Here is a 6,948-nt window from a genome sequence, read left to right as displayed (position 1 = left end):
CTAAGCGAGCTTGATAAAACGTAGTACCGCCGAAGTCTCTTTTCGCTCATCCAGTTACCTGGACAAGCCGCAAGGACATCGCCGTCTACGTTTCTCTTTCTTCCTATTCACTTGTCAAACAACAGACAGGTCTTACCCTGTCGAAAGCTCAAAACCAAACCGCTCGATCCAAACAAGCCACCCAAAAGAGCAACCCTGGGAACCAAACCGCCCGGCCGAACCGGAGGCGCTTATCTAGTCATCTTCCGACAACCAGTCAACCACCCAAATAACAAAACTCAGAGACGAGTTTTCCGTTCGCTGGCAGCGGTGCCGCCCGCGTTCTTGAGGTGGTTTATACGGACGACACCCGACCCCGTCAACCGCGAATTACAACAATTCGAGCCATCCAAACCCCCACCACCCAACCCATGTGGATAAGCCGGCCCACAACACCGCACAACCCGCAGAAATCAGCCAATCCAACCTAAGTGATTGAAAAGATTAATTTTCGTTAAGGAATCGAAGCACAGCAGCGAACGCGGACCCAGCCATTCGCAGGCGCCCATCGGAGCCGCGCAGGGTCAGCCGCGGATCCTGCACGGGCAATGCGGGGCGCTCGAACCCCTCCAGGCAGCGACTTTCCCCCTTCCCTGTTCTTCGCATGTATAGGTTCGCGCGCGAGAAGGAGGCACGACAAGCACGAAGCCATATTGCTGACACGATGAGGGACGACTTCACAGGAACGGCACTGAGACGTATTTCGCCGGTTCCTCGCGAAAACGCTCTCGAATGGCGCGCACGGATCGCGCCTCGTCCAGGAATTGGGAACCGTTTCGTTGACTTGGGGCGCCCATGACGGCAAGTTCCTTCGTCATTGCGAGGCAGCTCAGGATCGAATGAGAGGCAGCCGCCAGGCTGTCCGCGACGGGGAGTAGACGGGACCGTGAAGGGATCGACGCGCAACGGCGCGGTTGCGAGAGGCCCCAATGGCGCGGGGATCGACCTCGGCCGTGAACCGCCCCTGACGGTCGGTGACACGCGCGAAGGTGTTCCGCAGCGCCGCAGCGTCAGCATACGCTGGCTGACCGGTACGGTCCTTACTGGCTTCACCTCGACGATCCTGATGGGCGGCGCCCTGATGGCAGCCCTCGACGGCCGGCACCAATTGGCCTTCCCGCCGGAAGCCGGACGCGCCTTGCGCGCCTCCGAGGCGGGCGGCGACGTACCGGTCACCAACGGCTCCAAGGGCGACCGCATCCGCGCGGCACGCGAACCGGCATCCGACCGGCAGGTGATCCAGGTCAGCACGGTCACCAAGCAGGGCGATCGCGACCTGATCAAGCTGAAGCCCTTCGCCAAGATCTCGACGTCGCTCGCCACCACCATCACGTCGCTCAGCGACAACGTGCCAGCCTATGATCCAGCCAAGATCGTGGCCGCCGCGGCGGGTCCCCGCGGTGGCGATGACAGCGCCGCGCCGACGACCGAGAAACTGGGCGTCATCAATGATGAGGGCGCATCGGGCGATGGCGGCGACGACGGCCTTGTCGCGGTTGACGGCGGCGATGCCGGTGGCAGTGGCGATGGCGCCGATGTGGCCGACGCCAGCGCGGAAACGGTGACGATCGGCGCCGACCAGGAACAGATCTACGGCGTCAACGTCGAAGGCGAAGTATCGATCAAGGTCGTCGACTTCCCGCTCGACCAGGCACCCGGCGACGAGGAGCCGAGCTTCAGCCCGGCCGAGGCGGAGGCGGTCGCCCGCGCCGCGATCGAGCCGATGGTCTCGAACGGCATCCAGATCGCCGCCATGCCCTATGTCGATCCGGATCGCTTCTCCTTCGACGAGAGTGGCACCGATCCGTTCTCGGCGCTCGGCGTCCGCATCGTGCCGGAGAACGTTTCCTTCGTCACCAAGACCGGTTCCGCGCTCTCCTCCGACGAGCGCATCGCTGCGGTGGAGAAGAAGGATACGCTCGAAGACATCCTGACCCAGAACGACGTCGCTGCCGACGACGCCAAGAGCATTCTCACCGCGATGTCCGACCTGCTGGATCTGTCCGATCTGCATGTCGGCCAGAAAGTGCGCATTCTGTTCTCCTCGGAAGGCGAGGCGCCGCGTCCGATGCGGGTCTCGATCTACGAGGAAGGCTCGCATCAGGCGACCGTCGCCCGCCGTGACGACGATACCTTCGTCCGGGCCGACGAGCCGGAGACCTCGACCGACGAGTTCGAGACAGCCGACCAGCCGGCGAGCAGCAATGACGGCCCGATGCCGCGGCTCTATCAGGCTGTCTATGAGACGGCGCTTGAGCAGAAGATCCCAGGGCCGCTGATTACAGAGCTCATTCACATTTTCTCCTACGACGTCGACTTTCAGTCCCGCGTCGCCCCGGGCGATGGGCTCGAGGTGTTCCATTCGCTGCCCGAGGACGCCGCAGATACCGAGGACGAAGAAATCCTCTATGCGGCGATCACGCTCGATGGCGCCACCAAGCGCTATTATCGCTATCGATCGGCCGATGACGGCGTCGTCGACTATTTCGACGAGGAAGGTCGTTCGGCCAAGAAGTTCCTGATCCGCAAGCCTATGAATGGCGGCGTCCTGCGCTCCAATTTCGGCTATCGCAAGCATCCCATTCTCGGCTACCAGCGCCTGCATCCAGGCGTCGATTGGGCCGCGCCGCGCGGCACGCCGATTCTGGCCGCCGGCAACGGCACGGTCGAGAAGGCGGGCTGGAGCTCGGGCTATGGCAACTTCACCCTGATCCGCCACACCAATGGCTATGAATCGGCCTATGCGCACCAGTCGGCGATCGCCAAGGGCGTTCGTCCCGGCGCCAAGGTTCGGCAGGGCCAACTGATCGGCTATGTCGGCTCGACCGGCCTGTCGACCGGGCCGCATCTGCACTACGAGGTCCGCATCAACAACAAGCCTGTTGACCCGCTTCGCGTGCGACTGCCGCGCGGTCGCGTGTTGCAAGGCGACATGCTGACCGCGTTCAAGCAGGAAAAGGCGCGCATCGACACGCTGATCGGCACGCCGGCCAGCTCCAAGGTGGCGGCGATCGCCACCGAGGACGAAGCCACCAACTAGTCCGTTTTCGAGCGAAGCGAGAACCAGCTCGCCTACAGAAAACGGAACGGACAAAAATCTAGAGGCGTTCGTCGTCCTTGAAGCGACGATCGCCTCCAGGGCGTCCCGCAGAGCGAACGAGAAACTGATGCTTCCAGAAAGCGATAGAGCGACGCGAACATCGTAGGAGCCAGCCGGTCACCGGACCGGCGCCGCTCCCGTATTTCCCGTCATCCGCTTCGCGAGAAGCGCGATATCTCTTTATCCAGGCGCCCCGAAGCGATGCGCAAGCTCGCCGGCGGGCTGTTGCATGGAAAACCCCATGAACTATTTCGAAAGCCCGTTCCTCGGCAAACCGTTGACCGAGCAGGTCACCAATCCCAACATCGTCGTCGGCCGCTACAGCTATTATTCCGGCTATTATCACGGACACAGCTTCGACGATTGCGCTCGCTACCTGATGCCGGACCGAAACGATGTCGACCGGCTGATCATTGGCAGCTTCTGCTCGATCGGCAGCGGGGCGTCGTTCATGATGGCCGGCAATCAGGGACATCGGAACGACTGGGTCACGACGTTCCCATTCTTTTTCGTGCCGGAGGAGCCGGCCTTCGCCGGCGCCGTGAACGCCTACCAGCCGGCCGGCGACACGGTCATCGGGCATGACGTCTGGATCGGATCGGAAGCGATGGTCATGCCCGGCATCCAGATCGGCCACGGCGCCGTGATCGGCAGCCGCGCCCTGGTGACGAAAAATGTCGAACCCTACACGATCGTCGGCGGCAATCCCGCCCGGCCAATCCGCAAGCGTTTCGACGACGACACGATCGCCATGCTGCTGGAGATGACCTGGTGGGATTGGGATCTCGGTGACATCCGCGATGCCATGCCACTGCTCTGCTCGGGCGACGTCGCTGCGCTGCATGCGCAATGGCGGTCGCGCAGCGCCTAATCTGCGGACTGCATCGCCCGCCCAACAACGGGACGCCGGCATGAAGAAGGGCTGCGCTGCCGGAAGGGCAGCGCAGCCCTCGCTTCTTGTGGTGTCTCGGGCGGCATGGGGCTCAACCCATGCCGCAATCGAGACGACCGTCAGGCGGCTTCGGACGCCGTCTCGCCGCGCGGCAGGAACAGGAGCCTGTCCGTTCCGGCCGTGATCTTGATCAGCGAACCGTCGGCGATCTCGCCGGCGAGGATCTTGTCGGCCAGCGGATCCTGCACGTAGCGCTGGATCACCCGCTTCAGCGGACGCGCGCCATAGGCCGGATCGTAGCCCTTCTCCGCCAGCCAGCTCCGGGCCGTATCGTCGAGCTCGAGCGTGATCTTGCGCTCCTCGAGCAGCTTGGCCAGACGGCCGAGCTGGATTTCGACGATCCGCCCCATCTCGCTCTTCTTCAGGCGATGGAACAGGATGATGTCGTCGAGCCGGTTCAAGAACTCGGGCCGGAAATGCCCGCGCACCACCGCCATCACCTGCTCGCGCACGCCGTCGACGTCCTCGTCATCACGAAGATGGGCGAGATAGTCGGAGCCGAGGTTCGAGGTCATGACGATCAGCGTGTTCTTGAAGTCGACCGTGCGGCCCTGGCCATCAGTCAGACGACCGTCGTCCAGCACCTGCAAGAGCACGTTGAAGACGTCGGGATGCGCCTTCTCGACTTCATCGAACAGCACGACCTGATAGGGCCGACGCCGTACCGCCTCCGTCAGGGCACCGCCCTCCTCGTAGCCGACATAGCCAGGAGGCGCGCCGATCAGCCGGGCCACGGAGTGCTTCTCCATGAACTCCGACATGTCGATGCGGACCATCGCGGTCTCGTCGTCGAACAGGAAGGAGGCGACCGCCTTGGTCAGCTCCGTCTTGCCGACGCCGGTCGGGCCGAGGAACAGGAACGAACCGATCGGCCGGTTCGGATCCTGCAGGCCGGCACGAGCCCGCCGGACCGCCGTCGAGACGGCATGCACGGCCTCGCCCTGGCCGACGACGCGGCGGCCCAGCTCGTCTTCCATGCGGAGCAGCTTCTCGCGCTCGCCCTGCAGCATCCGGTCGACCGGAATGCCGGTCCAACGCGAAACGATCTGCGCGATATGGTCGGGCGTCACCGCCTCCTCCATCATCGCGCCGGTCTGCGCCTTCTCGGCCTCGACAAGCTGACGCTCGAGCGTCGGGATCGTGCCATAGGCAAGCTCGCCCGCCTTGGCCAGGTCGCCGGTGCGCTGCGCCTTGTCGAGGTCGCTGCGCGCCTGGTCGAGCTGTTCCTTCAGCTTCTGCGCGGCGTTCAGCTTCTGCTTCTCGGCCTGCCAGCGCTGGGTGAAGGCCGACGATTCCTCCTCAAGGTCCGTCAGCTCCTTCTCGAGCCGCTCCAGGCGATCCTTCGACGCCTGGTCGGTCTCCTTCTTCAGCGCCTCGCGCTCGATCTTCAGCTGGATGATGCGACGATCGAGTTCGTCGAGCGCCTCCGGCTTGGAATCGACCTGCATGCGCAGACGCGCCGACGCCTCATCGACAAGATCGATCGCCTTGTCGGGCAGGAAGCGGTCGGTGATGTAGCGGTTCGAGAGCGTCGCCGCCGAGACAAGCGCGGAGTCGGTGATCCGCACGCCATGGTGCAGTTCGTATTTCTCCTTGATACCGCGCAGGATCGAGACCGTATCCTCGACGGTCGGCTCGCCGACGAAGATCGGCTGGAACCGACGGGCGAGCGCCGCGTCCTTCTCGACGTGCTTGCGGTATTCGTCGAGCGTCGTGGCGCCGACGCAATGCAGCTCGCCGCGCGCCAGCGCCGGCTTCAGGAGGTTGGACGCATCCATTGCCCCATCCGCCTTGCCTGCACCGACCAGCGTGTGCATCTCGTCGATGAACAGGATGATGCCGCCATTCGCCGCCGTGACTTCGGAGAGAACGGCCTTCAGGCGCTCCTCGAATTCACCGCGATATTTCGCGCCGGCAATCAGCGAGCCCATGTCGAGGGCGAGCAGGCGCTTGTCCTTCAGGCTCTCCGGCACGTCACCATTGACGATCCGGAGCGCCAGCCCTTCCGCGATCGCAGTCTTGCCGACGCCGGGTTCGCCGATGAGCACGGGATTGTTCTTGGTCCGGCGCGACAGCACCTGGATGGTGCGGCGGATCTCGTCGTCGCGGCCGATAACCGGGTCGAGCTTGCCGTCCCGCGCCACCTGGGTGAGGTCGCGGGCATATTTCTTCAGCGCGTCATACTGGCCCTCGGCGCCGGCCGTATCGGCGGTCCGGCCCTGGCGCAGCGCTTCGATCGCACGGTTGAGCGTGACCGGTGTGACGCCGGCATCCTTGAGGATCTCGGCGGTCTTCGCGTCCTTCTCCAGAGCCAAGGCGAGCAGCAGCCGTTCAACCGTGACGAAGCTGTCGCCAGCCTTCTTGGCGAGATCGGATGCCTGCTGGAACACCTTCGCGAGGGGCGGTGCGAGATAGAGCTGCCCGGCGCCACCGCCGGAAACCTTCGGCATGGCTTCCAGTGCCCGTTCCGTCGCGGCCAGGGCCTGCCGGGAATTGCCGCCGGCGCTATCGATCAGACCGCCGGCGAGACCTTCCTCGTCGTCGAGCAAAACCTTCAAGAGATGTTCAGGCGTGAACTGCTGGTTGCCACGCGTCATGGCGAGCGTCTGCGCCGACTGGATGAATCCCTGCGCGCGCTCGGAATAGTTTTCGAAATTCATGAGTACCTCCTGACCCGGTCCCACCGCCCCGAAGGCACGCATGGGCCGCTCCAAAGATATGGAATTACATTCGGCGACATCCACTCTTGGCCTGCCGCTATCAACCATATGGTGTGGCAACATCGCAACAGGAAGGGGCGCGAGCGGACAAATATGGCAGTAGCAGAACGATTGTCGGCAACGCGGATCGGTGCAGG

3 protein-coding genes are annotated in these 6,948 nt (G+C 63.8%); 2 read left to right on the top strand and 1 reads right to left on the bottom strand.

What is annotated here, in order from left to right:
- The first annotated feature begins 925 nt into the window (after nucleotides 1–925).
- Nucleotides 926–3,079 carry a M23 family metallopeptidase gene (locus G342_RS0112350; RefSeq protein ID WP_018183458.1) on the top strand — a complete coding sequence of 718 codons (2,154 nt, stop codon included), beginning with the start codon at nucleotides 926–928 and terminating at the stop codon, nucleotides 3,077–3,079.
- Nucleotides 3,080–3,380: 301 nt separating this feature from the next.
- A complete protein-coding gene (gene catB / locus G342_RS0112345; RefSeq protein ID WP_018183457.1) occupies nucleotides 3,381–4,010 on the top strand; it encodes a type B chloramphenicol O-acetyltransferase in 630 nt (209 codons plus the stop codon).
- Between the two features lie 140 nt (nucleotides 4,011–4,150).
- On the opposite strand, the gene clpB is transcribed toward catB, so the two are convergent.
- Complete coding sequence (gene clpB / locus G342_RS0112340; protein ID WP_018183456.1) at nucleotides 4,151–6,751, bottom strand: ATP-dependent chaperone ClpB; 2,601 nt, start codon at nucleotides 6,749–6,751, stop codon at nucleotides 4,151–4,153.
- Between the last annotated feature and the right edge of the window lie 197 nt (nucleotides 6,752–6,948).

It is taken from the genome of Kaistia granuli DSM 23481 (genome assembly GCF_000380505.1).
GTDB classification, from domain to species: domain Bacteria; phylum Pseudomonadota; class Alphaproteobacteria; order Rhizobiales; family Kaistiaceae; genus Kaistia; species Kaistia granuli.
The sequence above is the reverse complement of the archived record's forward strand: the minus strand, read 5'-3'. Positions and strand labels throughout refer to the sequence as shown.